General features: G+C 74.2%; 17 protein-coding genes. 6 read left to right on the forward strand and 11 right to left on the reverse strand.

Features of this window, described 5'->3' with window-relative positions; genetic code table 11:
• Positions 1-7 precede the first annotated feature (7 nt).
• The 5 genes from ACN27A_RS10140 to ACN27A_RS10160 all read right to left on the reverse strand — a co-directional run bounded on the left by ACN27A_RS10140 (position 8) and on the right by ACN27A_RS10160 (position 5,361).
• Positions 8-1,384: an MFS transporter gene (locus ACN27A_RS10140; RefSeq protein WP_421451822.1), complete on the reverse strand. Its 1,377-nt coding sequence runs from the start codon at positions 1,382-1,384 to the stop codon at positions 8-10.
• Positions 1,381-1,953, reverse strand: coding sequence for an ArsR/SmtB family transcription factor (locus ACN27A_RS10145; protein WP_421451825.1), 573 nt, complete (start codon positions 1,951-1,953; stop codon positions 1,381-1,383). The genes ACN27A_RS10140 and ACN27A_RS10145 overlap by 4 nt, the downstream gene beginning before the upstream one ends.
• 148 nt (positions 1,954-2,101) lie before the next feature.
• Complete coding sequence (locus tag ACN27A_RS10150) at positions 2,102-3,010, reverse strand: hypothetical protein (RefSeq protein WP_421451828.1); 909 nt, start codon at positions 3,008-3,010, stop codon at positions 2,102-2,104.
• Between the two features lie 163 nt (positions 3,011-3,173).
• Entirely contained in the window at positions 3,174-4,841 is a 1,668-nt protein-coding gene (locus tag ACN27A_RS10155) for a CocE/NonD family hydrolase (RefSeq protein WP_421451829.1), read from the reverse strand.
• Between the two features lie 4 nt (positions 4,842-4,845).
• Positions 4,846-5,361: a MarR family winged helix-turn-helix transcriptional regulator gene (locus tag ACN27A_RS10160; protein ID WP_421451831.1), complete on the reverse strand. Its 516-nt coding sequence runs from the start codon at positions 5,359-5,361 to the stop codon at positions 4,846-4,848.
• Between the two features lie 169 nt (positions 5,362-5,530).
• Here ACN27A_RS10160 and ACN27A_RS10165 point away from each other — a divergent pair, with 169 nt between their 5' ends.
• Complete coding sequence (locus tag ACN27A_RS10165) at positions 5,531-7,663, forward strand: MMPL family transporter (protein ID WP_421451834.1); 2,133 nt, start codon at positions 5,531-5,533, stop codon at positions 7,661-7,663.
• Positions 7,664-7,792: 129 nt separating this feature from the next.
• On the opposite strand, the gene ACN27A_RS10170 is transcribed toward ACN27A_RS10165, so the two are convergent.
• The gene (locus ACN27A_RS10170; protein ID WP_421451837.1) at positions 7,793-9,190 is read right to left on the reverse strand and encodes a DedA family protein; all 1,398 of its coding nucleotides are present in this window, start codon (positions 9,188-9,190) and stop codon (positions 7,793-7,795) included.
• A gap of 137 nt (positions 9,191-9,327) precedes the next feature.
• Here ACN27A_RS10170 and typA point away from each other — a divergent pair, with 137 nt between their 5' ends.
• The gene (gene typA / locus ACN27A_RS10175; protein ID WP_421451839.1) at positions 9,328-11,196 is read left to right on the forward strand and encodes a translational GTPase TypA; all 1,869 of its coding nucleotides are present in this window, start codon (positions 9,328-9,330) and stop codon (positions 11,194-11,196) included.
• 241 nt (positions 11,197-11,437) lie between these two features.
• On the opposite strand, the gene ACN27A_RS10180 is transcribed toward typA, so the two are convergent.
• Positions 11,438-12,103: a class I SAM-dependent methyltransferase gene (locus tag ACN27A_RS10180; RefSeq protein WP_421451842.1), complete on the reverse strand. Its 666-nt coding sequence runs from the start codon at positions 12,101-12,103 to the stop codon at positions 11,438-11,440.
• Positions 12,104-12,168: 65 nt separating this feature from the next.
• Between ACN27A_RS10180 and ACN27A_RS10185 the strand changes: the two genes are divergently transcribed.
• Entirely contained in the window at positions 12,169-13,029 is an 861-nt protein-coding gene (locus ACN27A_RS10185) for a serine hydrolase (RefSeq protein ID WP_421451844.1), read from the forward strand.
• Between the two features lie 4 nt (positions 13,030-13,033).
• Here the strand turns inward: ACN27A_RS10185 and ACN27A_RS10190 are convergent, their stop codons facing one another.
• Complete coding sequence (locus ACN27A_RS10190) at positions 13,034-13,831, reverse strand: tyrosine-protein phosphatase (RefSeq protein WP_421451847.1); 798 nt, start codon at positions 13,829-13,831, stop codon at positions 13,034-13,036.
• 205 nt (positions 13,832-14,036) lie between these two features.
• Between ACN27A_RS10190 and ACN27A_RS10195 the strand changes: the two genes are divergently transcribed.
• Positions 14,037-15,134, forward strand: a complete 1,098-nt coding sequence (locus tag ACN27A_RS10195) for a mandelate racemase/muconate lactonizing enzyme family protein (protein WP_421451850.1) — start codon at positions 14,037-14,039, stop codon at positions 15,132-15,134.
• Between the two features lie 58 nt (positions 15,135-15,192).
• Positions 15,193-16,110 carry an NlpC/P60 family protein gene (locus tag ACN27A_RS10200; protein WP_421451852.1) on the forward strand — a complete coding sequence of 306 codons (918 nt, stop codon included), beginning with the start codon at positions 15,193-15,195 and terminating at the stop codon, positions 16,108-16,110.
• A gap of 69 nt (positions 16,111-16,179) precedes the next feature.
• On the opposite strand, the gene ACN27A_RS10205 is transcribed toward ACN27A_RS10200, so the two are convergent.
• From ACN27A_RS10205 to pnuC, 3 genes are all read right to left on the reverse strand, one after another.
• Positions 16,180-17,181 (reverse strand): TerC family protein, encoded by a 1,002-nt coding sequence (locus ACN27A_RS10205; protein ID WP_132240366.1) that lies wholly within the window; start codon positions 17,179-17,181, stop codon positions 16,180-16,182.
• A gap of 343 nt (positions 17,182-17,524) precedes the next feature.
• Complete coding sequence (locus ACN27A_RS10210; protein ID WP_421451855.1) at positions 17,525-18,652, reverse strand: AAA family ATPase; 1,128 nt, start codon at positions 18,650-18,652, stop codon at positions 17,525-17,527.
• Positions 18,649-19,302, reverse strand: coding sequence for a nicotinamide riboside transporter PnuC (gene pnuC, locus ACN27A_RS10215; protein WP_421451858.1), 654 nt, complete (start codon positions 19,300-19,302; stop codon positions 18,649-18,651). Before pnuC ends, ACN27A_RS10210 begins: the two co-directional genes overlap by 4 nt.
• A gap of 100 nt (positions 19,303-19,402) precedes the next feature.
• Here pnuC and ACN27A_RS10220 point away from each other — a divergent pair, with 100 nt between their 5' ends.
• The gene (locus ACN27A_RS10220; RefSeq protein ID WP_132240368.1) at positions 19,403-19,696 is read left to right on the forward strand and encodes an antibiotic biosynthesis monooxygenase family protein; all 294 of its coding nucleotides are present in this window, start codon (positions 19,403-19,405) and stop codon (positions 19,694-19,696) included.
• Positions 19,697-19,831: the final 135 nt, after the last annotated feature.

The following is a 19,831-nucleotide window of genomic DNA, read 5'->3' on the forward strand; positions in this document are numbered from 1 at the left end:
CGCGTTTTCAGGGCCGCTTCGGCGCGACGGGCAGGTCCCGTCGCCGCCGTAGCGGCCCGATCAGCAGGATCGCCGGGGTGAGCGCGAGCCAGGCCGTCATCACCGCGATCGCGGTGCCGGCCCCTAGGGCCGCGCCGATCGCCCCGGCCAGCACGGCGGCCAGCGGGATCGTGCCGTAGTTGAGCATGTGCATGCTGACCGTGACGCGGCCCAGCAGTTGGTGCGGCGTGTAGGTCTGGCGGAAGCTGCCCTTGAGCACGTTGCCCACCGCCACCCCGAGGCTGACCAGCATTCCGCCGATCGCCGGCAGGGCGAGTCGACCGCCGGGTCCGGCGAGCGGGATCAGCAACGCCGGCGGCCCGGTGAACACCGCCGCCAGGAGCATGGCCCGGGCAGTGCCGAGCCGACGGCCGAGCAGGGTGGCCGACAGCGCGCCGACGATGCCGCCGAGACTCATCGCCGCGACCAGCGCGCCCACCGGGGCCGGCGCGAGTCGCGCCTCCCGGACCAGGAAGACCACCAGGACCGCCTGGTAGCCGACCAGGCCGACGTTGCTGGCGGCCCCGAAGGCGGTGAGCACCCGCAGGTACGGGTCCCGGGCGACGAACCGGATCCCCTCGCCGATCTCCCGCCGCAGCGACCGCGCGGGCCCGACGCGCTCGGGACGCCGCTCGACGGTGCGGATGCGCAGCAGGCAGGCGGCGGAGAACAGGAAGCTCAGCGCGTCGAGCAGCAACGCGGTGACGGCGCCGGCGACCTGTGCGACCACGCCGGCGAGGCCGGGGCCGAGCACGTAGCTCGCGGTCTGGGTGGCCTGGAGCTTGGCGTTGCCCTCCGGCACCTGCTCGGGGCGCAGCAGCACGGGCAGGTAGACCTGGTCGGCCGTCTCGAAGAAGACCCGGGCCAGGCCGGCGCCCAACGCCACCACCAGCAACTGCGTCACGGTCAGCACGCCGAGCACGGCGGCGGCGGGGACGCTGAGGAACAGCAGTGCGGAGACCAGGTCGCAGGCGACCATCACCGGCCGGCGCGGCAACCGGTCCACCCAGGCGCCGGCCGGCAGGCCGACGAGCAGCCACGGCAGCCAGGCGGCGGCGGTGAGCACCGCGACGCCGAAGGTGCTGGCGTCGAGCACGGTCACCGCGACCAGGGGCAGCGCCACGGCGGTGACGTTGCTGCCGACGGCGCTGGCCGTCTGCGCGGCCCAGAGCAGCCGGAAGTCACGGTGACGCAGCAGCCCTCCCCGGGGCGCCGCCGCTGCCACCGGCCGGCCGGCGGGCCGTACCGCCGGGTTGGTCGCGGGATCGGCGCCCGGACGGCGCGCGCCGGACGGCGGGGCGGCGGCGGTACGGGTCGGCGGGGTGGTGCCGGCGGGCGGCGTCACGGGGTGGCCGGGATCCCGTAGGCGAACAGGAAGACCGGCTCGCGTTTCCGCCCGTCGTCGGGCACGTCCCGGTCGCCCCACCGGGCGAGCACCTCGTTCAGCTCGCCGGCCAGCTGGGCGAGTTCGGCGTCGGTCAGGTGCAGCCAGCGGTCCGTGGAGAACGGTCCCTGCGACCAGGCGGCCCGGCTGGCCTCGTCGGTGGCGTGCCACGCGCGGGCGAGGGCGACGTGCCGGTCCAGGTTGAGCGAGGTGGCGGCGTCGGCGACGGCCCGGGCGGCGGGGTCGTCGAAGTCCGACTGGGACCAGCGCACGCCCCGGGTGACCAGGCGCCACCAGCGTTCGCGCCGGTCGCGAGCCAGCTCGGGCGCCTCCTCGACCAGCTCGGCGGCGGCCAGCACCTTGAGGTGGTGGCTGACGTTCGCCGGCGCCTGTGCGGTCCGCTCGGCGAGCAGGCCGACGGTGGACGGGCCGTGCACCTTGAGCACGTCCATCAACCGGCGGCGCAGCGGATGGGACAGCGCGGCGAGCACCCGCGAGTCGGTCACGTGGCGTACGTCGGGGTTCGTCATGCCGCCAGCCTGACATCGGCAACGGCAGTTGCGCAACAGCTATTGCGCAACTGCCGTTGCCGATTGCCTGGTCACGTTCGGCCGCCCCGGCCGTGGCGCGTCCGTCGGCCCGCCGGGCCTGGACGCACCGCCGCACGCGGCGACGGGGTCAGGCCGCCAGGCGGCGGGCCAGTTCGTCGGTGACCTGCTGGGCGATGGTGGGCGGGATCGCCTCCGCGATCTGCTCCGGCGAGAGGCCGGCGAGCACACCGGCGACGATCGCCTGCTCGTCGCTGAAGTCGCTCTCGGACAGGGCCTTGACCTGGGCGACCAGGGCCGGGTATGCCTGCGCCATCGCGAGCAGGAGCATCAACGGCGAACCCGCCAGCGGCGGCGTCAGCAGACCCGGCGTCCCGACGGGCGAGATCAGCCAGTTGCGCAGGTTCTCCAGGTCGGCGAGGACCTGGCCGACCGTACGAGTGGGCGAACCGGTGTTGTAGGCGAGCTTGTCGGTCTGTTCCATGTCGGACTCCTCTGCTGGCGGTGCGATCAATCCGATGGTCGTCAGGTAGCGGCGGAACAGCGGGGTCTGGTCCCGGTTCGCCTTGATCGAGTCGCGGAAGAAGCTGAAGTGGGTGTGCCACAGGTGGGAGTTGTCCCCGCTCGTCCGCTTGCGCAGGCGGTCCCACCGCCGGACGACCTTGCCGTCCGGGGAGTAGATGATCTCGCGGAGGTCCCGGCTGTCCGGGGTGCCCGCGGTGCACTGCGCGACGCACCAGGTGGAGAAGCCGCGCAGGTCGTGCGCCCGTCCTGCGACGACGACCCGGAAGAGGCCGACGTCGAGTGCCGCCGCGTCGAGGGTCAGGCCGGAGGAGTCCCGGGGCGATTCGACGACGGAGTAGTCCCTGGGCACCACCCGGTCGGAGCCGCAGTGGTAGCCGCCCCGGTGGGCGGGGTCTCCGACGATGCCGACCTCGGCGGGTTCGAGGTCCTGTTCGCGGACGGTGTCGGGGTCGACGTTGAGGTGGTCGAGCAGCAGGCGGCGGACGGCCAACAGGTTTTGCGGTGCCCGCGTCATGGGTTCCCCCTTGCGGATTGTTCGGGGGCCGGGCACGACGGTGACACCGCGTAGGCGGTGCGGGAGCCTCACGCGCGGGCCCGACCGAGTGGTGCACAGCGTCGGGCAGTGGCCCAACCATAGCTCCATCGATTGATGAATACCCAGCTCAGAGCAGGTTTTTTCAGCTGGGAGAAATCTGTGAAGCCGGCGGCATGATCGGCAGGACCACAGCGGACGGCCACTGTGGATCGTGTAGGATCTCCCGCCATCCGGCACGCAGGGTGATGGCCGTGCCGAGAGGCTCGCCGGTGCCGGGGTTGCGCGCGTAGCGGGGATGGGCGCCGCCGGAGACCTGCACCCGCAGCCGGTGACCCGGCGCGAACCGGTGCGCCGTGGGCCAGAGCTCCACCGGCACCCGCACCACGCCGGCCGCGTCGGCGGGGAATCGGTCGGGCGCGACCCGAACCAGGCCGTCACAGACGTTCCAGGACCGGCCGCGCCGGTCCACGTCGCACAGTCGCACGAAGACGTCCAGGTGGGACAGCTCGCTGCGCAGGTGGATCTCGGCGCGTACCGGGCCGATCACCTCGACGGGCGCGTCGAGCGGGGCGCTGGTGAAGGTGAGCACGTCGGGCCGGGCCTCGACCGGGCGGTTGTCGACCGGGCCTGCGCGCTGGGCGACCAGCAGCGGCCCGCCGAGCGAGGGCGTCGGGTCGGCCGGGTCGTAGTGGAAGCGGTCCGGGGGCGACGGGACCGGCGCGGCGGTGCTCAGCCCGCCATCCGGGTGCAGGTGCCACGGGGTCGGCACCGCCGGGGGCGGCCAGTCGGGCAGGTCCCGCCAGCCACCACCGGCACCGCCGACGTGCACCCGCACGGGGGCCGCCACGCCGGCACCGGTCGGCCGCCCGGCGAGGTGGGCGTCGAGGTGGTCCAGCCCGTCGCGCAGCGCGGCGAGGAAGAGCCCGGGGCTGCCGTGGGTCCACGGTCCGACGGTCAGCCGGGGCCGGGCGCCGGCCGCGCGCAGCGCCGCGAAGTCGCGCAGCTGGGCCGGAAGGAAGATGTCGTGCCAGCCGCTCACCATCGCCACCGGCGCGTGGACCTCGGCGATCCGGTCGCCGAAGACGCGCGTACGCCAGTAGCCGGCGTCCGGGGTGTGGTGGCGCAGCCACTCCTGGAAGAACGGCACGGTGACGCCGGTGGCCACCCGGTCCGCCTCGGCCAGCGGCAGGTGGGCCAGCGCCGCGACCAGTCGGGGCTGGCCGCGCTTGAGTTCCCACTGCCGGGCCAGCCACGGCACGGTCTGCGCCTGGAGCAGCTCGGCCCAGGTGAGCACGGTGTCGAGGGCGAAGGACTCCCCGGCGTACGTCGAGTCGCGGGTGCCCGAGGCGGTCACCACCGCGACCATCGCGCGCAGCTCCCGCCCGGCGTCGGCGGCCAGGGCCCACTGCACGAAGCCCTGGTAGCTGGCGCCGAACATGCCGAACGCGCCGGACCACCAGGGTTGGCGGCGCAGCCAGTCGAGGGTGTCGAGGCCGTCCTCGCGCTCGTGCACCAGCGGGGCGAAGGTGCCGCCGGAGCCGAACGTGCCGCGGCAGGACTGGATCACCACGTGGAAGCCGCGTTCGGCGGCGAGCCGGCCGAGCAGCCGCATGGGCCCGCCCCGCCCGTACGGGGTGCGGATCAGCACGGTCGGCGCGCCGGGCAGGGCCGGGGCGTAGTGGTCGGTGCGCAGCGGCACGCCGTCGCGGACCCGCACCGAGATGCCCCGGGTGAGGGTGACCCGACGGGTGCGCGCGGGCGGCAACCGCAGCGCGGCGGTGGCGAGGCGGGCTGCCAGCCGGTCGAGCACGACGTCAGCCGTTCGCGCGCCGGGCCGGCTCGTCGCGGGCGGCGCGCACCGCGTCCCGGTGCTCCCCCATCGAGGTGGTCATCGCGGTCATGAACCGGTGCACCACCTCCAGCTCGTCGTCGCTGAAGTCGGCCATCACGTCGTCGGTGCGCCGGCCCAGGGGCCGGAAGAACTCCATGGCCAGCGCGGCGCCCTGCTCGGCGTAGTGCAGGAAGACCTTGCGCCGGTCGGTGGTGTCGCGGTCGCGGCGGATGTGCCCGGCGCGCTCCAGCCGGTCGATCAGGGCGGTGACCGAGCCGGAGGACAGGTTGAGCGCCTCGCCCAGGCGGCCGGGGGTGATCGGCCGGCCGACCAGCTCGGCGTCCATCACCGCGATCAGCGCCTGCAGGTCGGTGGCGTTGAGCCCGTGCAGGGCGGCGAAGGCGTGCCCGATGTGCTGCGCGTCCACCGAGTAGCGCCGCAGCCCGGTGCCGATCTCGGCGACCAGTCGCTCGCGGCGCGTGTCGCGCCGCCGGTACATGCCGTGACCTGCCACGTCGGTCGCCGCCTCCTGCCCGTCCGTTCCGGTTGCAGCATAACTCAGCAGTCGATAATCTCGTTTATCAAGATACTCGACGGTCGACCCTTTGCGTCGTTCGCGAGGTCTTGACCGTCGAAGGAAATCCGTCGAGAGACCGTGAGGGCATCCGATGTCAGTGTTCACCCGCGTGGCGCGCGGACGGCTCGCCGCGTGGCTCACCGTGGCCGCCGCGATCGTGTTCGGGGCGGCCGTCTTCGTGCTGCCCAAGCCCGACAACCCGGCGGCCGTCTCCGCCACCGGCCTGTCGGTGGAGTGGCAGTCGACCCAGGTGGAGCGCCTCCAGGACCAACTGCCCTCCCGCGACGTCCAGCCGGCGATCGTCGTGGTCAGTCGCGCCGACCGGGCCGCCCTCACCGAGGACGACCGCGCGGCCCTGACCGGCCAGTCGGGGGACCTCAACCAGTTCGCCGTCGGCGGGCGCGTCAGCCCGCCGCAGGTCTCCCCCGACGGCACCGTCGCGCTCGTCGCCGTGCCGCTGTCCACCGCCGGCGGGCAGGAGGCGGTCGCGGAGCGGATCGACCAGCTCCGCGCGTCCCTGGACGACGCGCCGGCCGGATTGAACGTGGAGGTCACCGGCGGACCCGCGTTCGCCACCGACCTGACGAAGGTCTTCGCCGGCGCCGACACCACGCTGCTGGCCGTCACCGCCGGCGTCGTGGCGCTGCTGCTGCTCATCACCTACCGCAGCCCGTTCCTGTGGATCGTGCCACTCGTCGTCGTCGCGGCGACGGAACAGCTCACGCTGCGCGCCCTCGACACGGTCGTCCCGGCCGTCGGCATCAACCTGCCCGGCGGCGCCGTCACCGGCATCGCCAGCGTCCTCGTCTTCGGCGCCGCCACCAACTACGCGCTGCTGCTCATCGCCCGCTACCGCGAGGAGCTACGCCGCGAGGAGGACCGTTTCGTGGCGATGCGCGCCGCGCAGCGGCGGGTAGCCGAGCCCATCCTCGCCAGCGGCTCCACCGTCGTCCTCGGCGTGCTCACCCTGCTGCTGTCGGAGCAGGAGCTCAACCGCGCCCTCGCCGTGGCCTGCGCCACGGGCGTCGTCCTCGCCATGCTCTCGGCGCTGTTCGTCCTCCCGGCGGTCCTGGTGATCTTCGGGCGCGGCCTGTTCTGGCCGTTCGTGCCCCGGGTCGGCGGGGAGATCCGCGAGGGCCGGCTGTGGGGCCGGCTCGGCGCCGCCGTCGAGCGCCGTCCCGTGCCGGTCGCGCTGCTCGCGACGCTGCTGCTCGCCGGGCTCGCCCTCGGCGGGCTGGGCATCCGCACCGGCCTGTCGGAGACCGAGCAGTTCCGGGTCAAGCCGGAGGCGGTCGCCGGCGCCGAGACCCTCGCGCGGTCCTTCCCCGCCGGCACGACCCAGCCGGTCGCCGTGCTCACCACCCCCTCGGCGGTGCGGGCCGTCGCGGACACCGCCGCCGGGGTCCCCGGCGTCGCCTCCGCCCGTCCCGGTGAGGCCGGGGCCCAGGTCGCCCAGGTCGACGTCGTGCTGGAGGCCGAGCCGGGCACCGAGGCGGCGAGCCGGGCCGTCGAGGCCCTGCGGGACGCGGTCGCGGCGGTCCCCGGCTCCGCCCCGCCCGCAGTCGAGGGCGCACCCGCGTTCGACGGCGCGGTGGTCGGCGGCAACGTCGCGGCCACCTACGACGAGAACGAGGCCAACGGCAAGGACCTGCGGCTGATCCTGCCGATCATCCTGCTGCTCGTCGGCGCGGTGCTGGTGCTGCTCCTGCGCGGCCTGCTCGCCCCGCTGCTGCTGGTGCTCACCGTGATCGCGTCGTTCTTCGCCAGCATCGGCGCGTCGTGGCTGCTCTTCGACCACGTGCTCGACATGCCGGCGCTCGACAGCGGCGTCCTGCTACTGGCCTTCGTGTTCCTCGTGGCGCTCGGCGTGGACTACAACATCTTCCTCGTCACCCGGGCCCGCGAGGACGCCCGGCGCAGCGGCACGCGCGCCGGGATGCTCTCGGCCCTGCGGGTCACCGGCGGCGTCATCACCAGCGCCGGTGTCCTGCTCGCCGCGGTCTTCGCGGTCCTCGGCGTCCTGCCGCTGATCCTGTTGACCCAGATCGGGATCATCGTCTGCATCGGCGTCCTGCTGGACACCCTGCTCGTGCGGACGGTCCTGGTGCCGGCGCTGGCGTTCACGCTCGGCGACCGCTTCTGGTGGCCGGGACGCATCGCGCGCCAGCCCGCCGGCGACGACGACGCGCCGACGGGACGCGAGCAGGTGACCACCCGGGACTGACCGGCCCGCCGGAAGGGGCCGTGGCGGCATCGCCACGGCCCCTTCGCGCAGCCCGGGCACGCCGACCGCCGTGCTGTGGACGCTGGTGGGGTCGGGCCTCGTGCGCGGCTCGGCGAGGGTGGAGGCGGCTCACGCGTCGGCGCGGGCCGCCACCGGTTCGGGCTCGGCCACGTCGCCACCCGCCGCCCTGTCGCGGGTGGCCCAGGCGACCACGAACAACGCCGTCCAGGCCACCCCGAGCAGCACCGCCGTGGCGCTGCCGCTGGCGGTGCTCAGCCCCAGGTAGAGGCGGGCGCCGACGATGCCGACCACGCCGGCCGCCGCAGCCGTCCAGGCGGCCACCGCCACCGGCCAGCGCGCCCCCCGGGACAGCAGCCAGGCCAGGGTGCAGAGGCTAGCCGCCACCACGGCGTTCTGCGTCGGGAACAGGGCGGCGTCCCGGCCGTCCGGCCCGCCCGCCGTCGGCCCCGCCAGGTCGACCACCACGGCCAGCACCACCAGCGGCACGAACGCCCCGACCGTGCCGACCACGCTGAGCAGGTCCGCCCGCCAGGGCCGGTGCCGCCAGGCCAGCACCGCCGCGACGACGGCCACCAGCACGATCAGCGCCGATCCGCGCAGCGCCGAGACCACCGCGAGCGTGACGTCGACCGCCCCGGGCGTACGCCGGTCGGCGAACCAGTCGGCGATCGCGCTGTCGAGCACCGCCAGGCCGCTGTGCCGGACCACCGCCCCGAGCACCCAGGCGATGGCGAGCCCGGCCAGGAAGAGCAGCAGCAGGCCCACGACCAGGTTGATCAGCAGCGTCCAGGCCGGCCCGACGTGCATGGCGAGCAGGAAGAACAGCACCCCGTACCGGCCGCTGAGCCAGCGCACCGGCCGCAGACCCGCCGCCCGGGACGCCAGCGCCCGGGCCGGATCCGGGTTGCGGCCCAGCCACCGCCCCGCCAGCACCACCGCGACCAGCGCGGCCACCAGCACCAGCACCGCGCCGGTGGCCCGCCCGAGCAGCCGGGAGACCGTCTCGTACGACTCGCCGGCCAGGTTGCCGACGAGCACCGAGCCGCCCACCCAGGTCACCACCCCGGCCAGGTTCCACGGCGCGAACCGCCGGTACGGCATCCCGGCCGCCCCGGCCAGCCGGGGCACCAGGGTGCGGGCGAAGGCCACCCAGCGGGCGGTGAGCACCCCGCGCCCGCCCAGCCGGCCGAGCATCGCGTCCGCCCGGCTCCACCGCTCGTGACCCACCCGCGCGCCCAGCCTGCCGGCGCGCAGCCGGGGCCCGTGCCGCCGGCCCGCCCGGTACGCCAGTGTGTCGCCGATCACTGCTGCAAGGATCATCACCAACAGCGCCGGTACGAGCCGCAGCGTCCCCGCGTACGCTAGGAAGCCGACCAGCAACAGGGTCGCCTCGCCCGGCACCAGCAGACCGAAGATCACGGCGGTCTCCCCCGCGACGACAATCGCGGCGATCACATAGATCAGCAGGGGCGGCAGGCCCTGCAGCGAGGTCAGCAGGTCGTGCATCGGGCCCCCATTCCCACGGGGGTCAGCATGCCAGGCGCTGAAACGGTCGGAACATCAGTTTCGGCAGAGATCCGGGTCATCTGGGGGTAACACCCCCCGACGCGTGCCCGGCAACCGCAGACAGGAGTATGGAGGGTATGCAGCTTCGCACCGACCTCCGCAACGTCGCCATCATCGCCCACGTCGACCACGGCAAGACGACCCTGGTCGACGCCATGTTGCGGCAGGCCGGCGCCTACGGCGCCCGCGGCGAGGTAACCGAACGGGTCATGGACTCGATGGACCTCGAACGGGAAAAGGGCATCACCATCCTGGCCAAGAACACCGGCGTGCGGTACATGCCGGCCGACGGCTCCGACCCGGTGACCATCAACATCATCGACACCCCCGGCCACGCCGACTTCGGCGGCGAGGTCGAACGCGGCCTGACCATGGTCGACGGCGTGGTGCTGCTGGTGGACGCCAGTGAGGGGCCCCTGCCGCAGACCCGGTTCGTCCTCCGCAAGGCGCTCAAGGCGCGCATGCCGATCATCCTGGTGATCAACAAGGTGGACCGCCCCGACGCCCGGATCAAGGAGGTCGTGGACGACACCTACGAGCTCTTCCTCGACCTGGACGCCGACGAGGAGCAGATCGACTTCCCGATCGTCTACGCCTGCGCCCGCGACGGCATCGCCTCGCTGACCCAGCCCGCCGACGGCGCGGTCCCCGACGACAGCACCAGCCTGGAGCCCCTGTTCCGCACCCTGCTGGACACCATCCCGCCGCCCTCGTACGAGGAGGAGGCGCCGCTGCAGGCGCACGTCACCAACCTCGACGCCTCCCCGTTCCTCGGCCGGCTGGCGCTGTGCCGGGTGCGGCAGGGCACCATCAGCAAGGGCCAGACGGTGGCCTGGTGCCGCACCGACGGCAGCACCCAGCGGGTCCGCATCTCCGAGCTGCTGATGACCGAGGGTCTGGAGCGCAAGCCCGCCGACTCGGCGGGCCCCGGCGACATCATCGCCGTCGCCGGCATCCCCGAGATCATGATCGGTGAGACCCTGGCCGACGCGGAGGACCCGCGCCCGCTGCCGCTGATCACCGTCGACGAGCCGGCCATCTCGATGACCATCGGCACCAACACCTCGCCGCTGGTCGGCCGGGTCAAGGGCGCCAAGGTCACCGCGCGGATGGTCAAGGACCGGCTCGACAAGGAGCTGATCGGCAACGTGTCGCTGCGGGTGCTGCCGACCGAGCGCCCCGACGCGTGGGAGGTGCAGGGCCGCGGCGAGCTGGCGCTGGCCATCCTGGTGGAGCAGATGCGCCGCGAGTCGTTCGAGCTGACCGTCGGCAAGCCGCAGGTCGTCACCCGGGAGATCGACGGCAAGACCTGCGAGCCGGTCGAGCGGCTCACCATCGACGCCCCGGAGGAGTACCTGGGCGCGATCACCCAGCTGCTGGCGACCCGCAAGGGCCGGATGGAGCAGCTGGTCAACCACGGCACCGGCTGGATCCGGATGGAGTGGCTGGTCCCGGCCCGGGGCCTGATCGGGTTCCGCACCGAGTTCCTCACCGACACCCGGGGCACCGGCATCCTGCACCACGTCTTCGAGTCGTACGAGCCGTGGTTCGGCGAGCTGCGCACCCGCAACAACGGCTCGCTGGTCGCCGACCGGGCCGGCGCCGTCACGTCGTTCGCCATGATCAATCTCCAGGAGCGCGGCCAGCTCTTCGTCGAGCCGACCACCGAGGTGTACGAAGGCATGATCGTCGGGGAGAACTCCCGCTCCGACGACATGGACGTCAACATCACCAAGGAGAAGAAGCTAACCAACATGCGCGCGTCGACCTCCGACGAGACCGAGAAGCTGATCCCGCCGCGCAAGCTGTCGCTGGAGCAGGCCCTCGAGTTCTGCCGCGAGGACGAGTGCGTCGAGGTGACCCCCGCCGCGGTGCGCATCCGCAAGGTGGTGCTCGACCAGACGGCGCGCGGCCGGGCCGCCGCCCGCCGCAAGCACGCCGGCTGACGTACGACGGCAGCCTCCTTCGGAGCCCGGACCGCGCCACGCGGTCCGGGCTCCGCCCGTCACGGCCCCGCCACGCCGTCCGGTGGCGGCCGGCCCTGCGCGTCGACGTCCTCCCAGGTCTCCGCACGCGCGGCGTGGCTGCCGCACCGTCACCTCGCCGCCCCGGACCACGTCAGGCGGGCGGCGCGGCCGTCAGGCCGGGCGGGGCGGCGCGGGCCGTCAGGCCGGGCGGGGCGGGCCGTCAGGCCGGGCGGGTGGCGAGGAACGCGAACAGGTCGGGCACCCGGCCGGACCCCGCCTCGGTGGTGCGCACCAGTGTCAGGCCGGCGTCGGTGACCGCGTTGAGCAGGCCGGCCATCGGGACGTGCCAGGCGCCGACGCGCACCCGCACCCCGTGCGGCGACCAGGCGCGGAAACTGCGCTCCCGGTCGGCGTAGCCGCCGTCGATCACGATCTGCGCCGGATCGGAGCGGTCGGCGAACGCCCCCACGAAACACGGGTGCACCCCCACGTGCACGAACCGCCCACCGGGCGCGAGCACCCGCGCCGCCTCGGCGATCACCGCCGCGTAGTCGGGCACGTCGGTGTGGGCCAGCACGCACGCCACCGCCGGCAGCGAGGCATCGGCCACCGGCAGCGCCGCCGCGTCGGCGCGGGCCACCGGCAGGCGCGGGCGGGCGTGCCGCAGCTGCCCGCCGGAGAGGTCGACCCCCACCGGCTGCCAGCCCAGCCGGCGCAGCTCCGCCGCCTGGAGCCCCGTGCCGCAGCACAGGTCGAGGCAGCGGCCGGGGCCGGGGCCGAGCAGGTCGCGGAGCTGGCCGCGAACCCGCGTCATGTAGTCGCTGGACGTGTCGGTGGCGAACGCCTCGTACCAGTCGGCGTGCGCGTCGTAGGCGGCAACCGTCATCCCCGCACGGTACGGCCGGACGCCCCGACCCGCTGCCCCGTCGGCGATCCGTTACGGTCAGCCGCATGACCTGGGACGAGCTCGACGCCCACCTGGACGGGGTGCCCGGCACGGTGTCGGCGTACGTGGGGCGGGTCGGCGCCACCCCCACCTGGACCCGGCACGCCGACGCGACCCACTACGCGGCCAGCACCATGAAGGCGGCGGTGCTCGTCGCGCTGCACCGCGCCGCCGAGGCCGGCGCCCTCGACCTGGACGCCCCGGTGCCGGTGCGCAACGAGTTCGACTCGGCGCTGCCCGGCGCGCCCCGGTTCTCCTGCGCCCGGCACTACGACAACGACGAGGCGGTCTGGGAGCGCGTCGGTGCCGAGGCGACACTGCGCTGGCTCGCCCACCGCATGATCGTCCGCTCCAGCAACCTCGCCACCAACCTGGTCATCGGCCACGTCGGACTGCCGGCGGTGGCGCGGGTGTGGGACCTCGCCGGGGCCCGGCACAGCGTCACCGGCCGGGGCATCGAGGACTTCGCGGCCCGCGAGGCGGGCGTCACCAACCTCGTGACCGCCGCCGACCTCGCCGCATTGCTCGGTGCGCTGGCCGCCGGCGCGGACAGCCCGGGTCCGCTGGCCTCGCCGGCCGGCTGCGCCGCCATGCTCGACGTGCTGTTCGCCCAGGAGCACCGGGAGGATCTGGCCGCCGGGCTGCCCGAGGGCACCCGCATCGCGCACAAGAACGGCTGGGTGCGCGGCGTGCGGCACGGCGCCGGGGTGGTCTTTCCCGACGACGCGCCGGCGTACGCCGTCGTCGTCTGCACCACCACCGACATCGCCGACGGCGGCCCCAGCGGCGAGGAGGACGACGACGCCTGCCGGCTGATCGCGCGGGTGTCCGCCGCCGCCTGGGCCGCCCGGCACGACCTGGCCTGAGGCCTCACTCCAGCAGGTGTGCCCGCAGCGCCGTCACCACGTCGTCGGTCACGCCGAGGCCGTCGCGCAGGTACGCCCGGAACGACCCGTGCACCCGGCGCACCTCCGCGTACGCGGCGTCCAGGTACTCCTCGCGCACCTCCAGCACCGGGCGCACCGCCTCGACGTCCAGCTCCGGCGACCGCCGCCGCATCGCCTCCAGCAGGACCTCCCGCAGGCTCTCGGTCAGCCGGTTGTTCGCCAGGTAGTCCGCCCGGATCGCCGCTTCGTCCACGCCGAGCGCGCTGAGCAGCAGCACCGTCAACCAGCCGGTGCGGTCCTTGCCCGCCGAGCAGTGGTAGACCAGCGGCAGGTTCTCCGCCCGGGCCGCCAGCCGCACCGCCGTGCCGAAGTTCGCCCGCGCCGACTCACCGCTGACGAACCAGCGGTAGATCGCCGCCATCGCCGCCGGCGTGCCCTGCTCCGCCAGGCCCGCGTACGCACCCAGGTCGTGCCCGAGCAGCACCGCCGAGACGTACGTGAAGACGGGGTGCTCGGCGTCGTGCACCGGCAGGTGCACCACCCTCGGCTGGCCGGTCAGCCGGTCCGGCGGAGCGACCGCCGTCTCCGAGTGGTCCCGCAGGTCGACCACACAGGCGGGGCCGAGCTTGGCCAGCACCGGCAGGTCCTCGTCGGTCAGCCGACCCAGCGCCGGTGTGCGGATCAGTGCCCCCGGGCGCACCCTCCGACCGTCGGCGCCGACCAGACCGCCGAGGTCCCGCGCGTTCGGCGCGCCCACCAGTTCCCAGTCCCGCCCGCTCATGCCGGCACTCCGCTGCGCTCCGTGCCGCCACGAGGCACCACCGCCCTGCACCCGATGATTCGCTCAATCCGCTCGCTCATGGCCGCACTCCGCTGCGCTCCGTGCCGCCACGAGGCACCACCGCCCTGCACCCGATGATTCGCTCACTCCGCTCGCTCATGCCGGCCTCCCCTTCGCCTGCCCGTGCCCGTATAGGGTGCCGCACATGACGATCGCCGCGGTACGCACCCACCGGCTCTCTGCGCCCCTGCACACGCCGTTCGTGACCGCGCTGCGCCGCACCACCACGGTGGAGACCCTGCTGGTGGAGGTGGTCGATGCCGACGGCCGGTCCGGCTTCGGCGAGGCGCCGCAGGTGTGGCAGGTCACCGGGGCGTCGGTCGCCGGTTCCGAGGCGTGCGTGCGCGAGCTGATCGGCCCGGCGCTCACCGGCCGCGACGCCGACGACCTGGTGGCCCGCTGCACCGAGGTGCAACGGGCGGTCGTCGGCAACGAGTCGGCGAAGGCGGCCGTCGACGTCGCGCTGCACGACCTGGCCGCGCGGCGGCTCGGCGTACCGCTGGTGCGGCTGCTCGGGGGCACCGCCCTGCGGGTGCCCACGGACGTCACGCTCGCCGCGGGCGACGCGGTGGACCTGGCGGCGGCGGCCCGGCAGCGGCGGGCGGAGGGCTTCGGCGTGCTGAAGCTGAAGGTGGGCACCGACGCGGCCGGCGACCTGGAGCGGGTCCGCGCGGTGCGCTCCGCCGTCGGCGACGGGGTCCGCATCCGGCTGGACGCCAACCAGGGCTGGACCCCGCGCGAGGCGGTCCGGGTGATCCGGGGCGTCGAGGACGCCGGGCTGGACGTGGAGCTGGTCGAGCAGCCGGTCGCCCGCTGGGACCTGGACGGGCTGGCCTGGGTCAGCGACCGGGTGGACGTGCCGGTCCTCGCCGACGAGTCGGTCTTCGGCGTCCGCGACCTGGTCGAGGTGATCCGCCGCCGGGCCGCCGACATGGTCAACGTCAAGCTCGCCAAGTGCGGCGGCCTGCACCCGGCCCGGACGCTGCTCGACCTCGCCGCCGCGCACGGCCTCGGCACCGTCGTCGGGTCGATGATGGAGAGCCAGGTGGGCATCGGCGCCGCCGCGAGCCTGGTGGGCGCCTACGGCACCACCGCGGTGGCCGACCTGGACGCCGCCTGGTGGCTGGCCTGGTCGCCGGTGCGCGGCGGCCTGCGGTACGACGGCGCGACCGTCGTGCTGCCGGACGCGCCGGGCCTGGGCATCAGCTCCGTGACTGAAGTAAAGATGCAGACTGCTGGTTGATGCTCGTCGAAAACTTTCATATGGTCGCGGGGACATTCGGCGCGAGCTGGGGGTGGACGTGGAGCTGCAGCCGGGCCGGGAGGCCGTGGTCCGGGTCGCGGTCGCGACCCTCTGGAGCTGCCCCGAGGCGGTACGCCCCGTCGACGGCCCCGCCCTGTCCGCGCGTACGGACATCGCCGCCTGGATCTCCGGCATGGACACCGACCAGCAGGTCGGCGACTGCGTACTGAGCCAACTGATGCTCGGCGAGCGGGTGCTGGTCACCGAACTGCGCCCGGACGGCTGGGCCCACGTGGTGGCGGTCGAGCAGCCGGCCCCCCGGCTGCACCCGTGTGGTTACCCCGGCTGGCTGCCCACCGAGCAGCTCGCCCCCGTGGCCGTCGACCCCGAGGCGGACCCGCTCGTGGTCGACGCCACCGTCACCGCGCTGCGTGACGCGCCGGGCGGCGCCGAGCTGCTCTCCGGGGTGATCCTGGGCACCCGGCTGATCCCGGCCGGGCCGGCGGTCGACGGCTGGCAGCCGGTGCACGCGCCGGGCCACTCCGCGCCGCTCTGGCTGCCGGCCGGCGACGCGGTGCCGGTGCCCACCGCGCCCCCGTCGGCCGAGGAGGTGCTGGCCGTCGCGCAGCGCCTGGTCGACGTCGTCTACGTCTGGGGCGGGGTGTCGGCGTACGGCATCGACTGCTCCGGCCTGGTCCACCTGGCCTGGCGGCGGCTCGGCGTGCTGCTGCCGCGCGACGCCAGCGACCAGGCGACGGTGACCACGCCGGTGCCGCTGGGCGCGGAACGCCCCGGCGACCTCTACTTCTTCGCCCGCCCCGGGCGCAGGATCCACCACATCGGGATCGTCACCGCCGACCCGCACCCCGGCGACGACCGGCGGATGCTGCACGCCTGCTACCTGCAACGCCGGGTGCTGGAGGAGCGGCTGCCCGACGAGCGCACCGCCACCCTGGTCGGCGTGCACCGCGTCTGACCCTCGTACGCGACGGGAGGGGGCGCCCCACCGGGGCGCCCCCTCCCGTCCCGTCGCGTCGCGTACGCCTCAGTGGCGGGCGTCGGCCAGCACCCGCCGCCGGTCGCGGGAGGACTTGACCAGGCTGGCCACGGTGGCCACCGCGAGGGTGCCGAGGATGATCGTCAGTGAGAGCCAGATCGGGATGTGCGGGGCCCAGGAGACGTGCTCGCCGCCGTTGATGAACGGCAGCCTGTTGTCCGCGAGGGCCTCCAGCACCAGCTTCACGCCGATGAAGCCGAGCACCACGGCCAGGCCGTAGCTGAGGTAGATCAGGCGGTTGAGCAGGCCACCGAGCAGGAAGTAGAGCTGCCGCAGGCCCATCAGCGCGAAGACGTTGGCGGTGAAGACCAGGTACGGCTCCTGGGTGATGCCGAAGATCGCCGGGATCGAGTCGAGCGCGAAGATCAGGTCGGTGGTGCCGATGGCGATCATGACGATCAGCATCGGGGTGAAGATCCGCTTGCCCTTCGCCGTGTGGGTGGTCAACCGGGCGCCGTCGTAGTCCCGGGAGATCGGCAGCGCCTTGCGGCTCCACCGGATCAGCAGGTTCTCGGAGAACTCGTCCTCGTCGGGCTCGCCCTGCCGGGCGAGGTTGATCGCGGTGTAGATCAGGAACGCGCCGAAGATGTAGAACACCCAGGAGAACTGGGAGATCAGCGCCGCGCCGGCCGCGATGAAGCCGCCCCGCATGACCAGCGCCAGCACGATGCCGATGAGCAGCACCTTCTGCTGGTACTGCCGGGGCACCCCGAACCGCGCCATGATGATCACGAAGACGAACAGGTTGTCGACCGAGAGGCTGTACTCGGTCAGCCAGCCGGTGTAGAACTGCCCGGCCGCGCTGGCCCCGGAGGCCAGCCAGACGCCACCGCCGAAGATCAGTGCCAGGGCGACGTAGAAGCCGACCCAGAGGCTCGACTCACGCACGCTGGGCTCGTGCGGCCGCCGACCGACGATCAGCAGATCCACGAGCAGGATCCCGGTCAGGGCGACGAGCGTCCCCACCCAGACCAGTCCGGACACGTCCAAGGTTCATTCCTCCGGCAGACACGCAACGACGGGCACACCGTACGCCCTTCGTGGACGCGGTGTGCCGGCGACGCTGACTCTGGTGACTGTCGGAGGTCTCTTCCGCCGCCGTCCCCGAGGGGGCGGCGACCGACGGGCCGGGTCGTGCGTCCAGGGATCGGCGCTCGACCGTGCTGACGACTCCGTCGCGGGGGAATACTCCCCTCCTCGCCCGTCATTCTGGCCCACCGCCGCCAGTGGCCGCATCCCGGGTCGTGAGTGTCCTTTCCCACCCCGACGCATCGATGCCGGTCGGCGGCGGGCATCGAGACCGGCCGCACAATGCGTAGAGCATCCTAGGAGGCTAGTGCTCCGGGTCGGGCGCGACCAGCGGATCGGCGAGCGACCAGCCCGCCGCCAGCACCGCGTCGCAGGCGTCCACCGCCCGGGCCAGCCGCCGCCGGTGCGGGCCGGCCAGCTCGACCACCGGCACCCCGCAGCCGGCCAGTTCCGCCCGGAACCGCCCCGTCATCCACGCCCGCAGGTGCTCGCCGTCGCGCAGCCCGTCGTCGTCGAAGGGCACCCCGACGTGGTCGGTCAGCAGGTACAGCGCGGGACGCCGGGCCGCCGCACGCACCCGCGCCGACGTCGACCCGAGGTACCGCTCCTCCCACACCGCGGTGGCCCGCGCGTCCGTGTCGCAGAACAGCAGCGGGCCGCACGAGCGCGCCGCGGCGTCCTCCGCCGCCTGCTGCTCCCGGACCACCTCGGCGAAGTCGTCGCGGTCCCAGGACACGTCGAAGACCGTGGCCGCCGGGTCCCGCCCGCGCAGCCGGGCCAGCTTCCGCGCGGTCAGCTCCCGGCCGTACTCCGGGACCCAGCGGGTGCCGTAGTGCGCGGCGAGGGCGGCGGCCATCGTGGTGGTGCCCGTCGACTCCGCGCCGACGACCACCACCCGCCGGACGAACCACGCCCGCACCGGCGCGCTGAGCCGGTCCCAGTGCCCCACCGGGTCCGCGCGCACCGCCGTCCCCGACACGGGCACGCCACGCCGCCCCGGATCCACGCAGACCGACACCGCGTCGAACCGCCGGGCCAGTTCCTCGCCGTACGCCTCCGAGGAGAAGACGGCGTCCACCGGCGTCCCGCCCAGCGCCTCGCGGAACACCGCGCAGTGCAGGTCCCAGACCGCCGGGTCGGCGTAGTCCACCGGGTGGTCGTCGTACCGGCCCACGAAGCGGACCCACGGGGTGGCCGCGTGCACCTCGCGCAGCCAGTCCAGCCGCAGCGCGAGCGGGATCGACTCCCGGCGGGACGGCGCCACCACCACGGTGACGGCCGCGCAGCGGGCGGCGGCGGCCTCGATCAGCGCGTGGTGGCCCGCGTGCGGTGGATAGAACTTGCCCACCACCATGGCGTGCCGGAACTCCGGCGCCACCGGCCCGGTGCCGACGCCGTCCGCCGGCGTTCGGCCGGTGGCCGCCCCGGTCACGCCGCCGCCGGGGCCGGACCCGGGGGCACCGGGGTCGGGGCGGCGCCGCGCCGCAGGTCCGCCCGCCACTCGCGCAGCCCGAGCACGCAGAGCCCGAGGAAGATCACGTAGAGGGCCGCGGTGAGGTACAGGCCCTTGTAGGCGTAGAGCGGGATGTAGATCAGGTCGGCGGCGATCCACAGCCACCAGCTCTCCACCCGCTTGCGGGTCTGCCCGTACGTCGCCAGCAGCGACAGCGCGGTGGTCAGCGCGTCCGGCAGCGGCACGGTGGAGTCGGTGGCCCCGTCCAGCAGCGCCCAGAGGCCACCGGTCAGCACCACCCCCGCCGCCGCCAGCGCCCACCACTCCCCGCGGCCCGTCCGGCCCACCGTCAGCCGGGTGCGCCGCTCGCCGCCGTACAGCCACGCCCACCAGCCGTACAGGCCGAGGCCGACGTACACGACCTGGAGGCCGGCGTCGGCGTAGAGGCCCGCCGTCCAGAACAGCAGCATCAGCAGCAGCACGTTGGCGATGCCGACCGGCCAGTTGGCGATCCGCTGCCGGGCCACCAGCCAGACGTTGAGCACCCCGGTGGCGAAGCCCAGCAGCTCCGCCCAGGTGGTGCCGGTGCCGGCCACGGTGAACGCCGTGCCGGTCAGCCAGTCGATCATTCGCCTCCCCTTTCCGCGCGCCCACCCTAGATCCGCCCGGCCTGCGGGAACAGGCCCCCGCGGCGTCCGGCCCGCACGACGGCGTGAAAGGCTCCCGGGCATGGTGCTTGAGGTCGCGCTCATCGACGTACTGCCGGGACACGAGGACGAGTTCGCCGCCGCGTACGCCAAGGGGCATCCGGTGCTCGCCGGCACGCCCGGCTGCCGGTCGGTGCGGATGACCCGGGGCGTCGAGTCCCCGAGCCGGTTCGTGCTGCTGGTCGAGTGGGACTCCGTCGAGGCGCACAACGACAACTTCCGCGCCACCGAGCGCTTCGCGCAGTGGCGGGCGCTGATCGGCCCGTACTTCGCCAACCCGCCGCTGGTCGAGCACTTCGTGGACGTGCCGGCCTGAGCTGTCGTACCCCTGCCCTAGGGTGCGCCGTGCACGCGTCGGCCGCCGGTCCCGACGGGCTCGGGGGCGCCGGGCCCGGTTGCCGCGCGGGGATATCCGCTGGCGCCCGGTCGCCGATGCCGGTTGACTGCCCAC

The organism is Micromonospora sp. WMMD737, assembly GCF_049179055.1.
In the GTDB taxonomy this organism is placed as follows: domain Bacteria; phylum Actinomycetota; class Actinomycetes; order Mycobacteriales; family Micromonosporaceae; genus Micromonospora; species Micromonospora reichwaldensis.